Source organism: Providencia sp. UF-183, from assembly GCF_058246155.1.
Genome location: NZ_JBSICD010000124.1, coordinates 1 through 238, shown reverse-complemented (window position 1 = coordinate 238; position 238 = coordinate 1). Strand labels below are relative to the sequence as shown.

The window sequence follows — 238 nt, the reverse complement described above, 5'->3', positions numbered from 1 at the left end:
GAACATGGCGGGCAAACTCTTTTCTTTAAGCAACGCGGCGCTGCTGGCGCTGTCGCTCAGCGCGGCTAGCGCCTATGCGGTGGACGTCACCGTGGCGTACCAGACGTCGGCGGAGCCGGCCAAGGTGGCGCAGGCGGAAAACAGCTTCGCCAAACAGTCCGGTGCGACCGTCGACTGGCGTAAGTTCGACAGCGGCTCCAGCGTGTTGCGCGCGCTGGCCTCCGGCGACGTGCAGATC

At 66.0% G+C, this 238-nt stretch carries 1 protein-coding gene; it reads left to right on the top strand.

What is annotated here, in order from left to right; all coding sequences use genetic code 11:
* Positions 1-4: 4 nt before the first annotated feature.
* Positions 5-238: glycine betaine ABC transporter substrate-binding protein (locus AC4IFT_RS22625; protein ID WP_490752997.1), on the top strand; the 234-nt coding region annotated here is incomplete at its 3' end.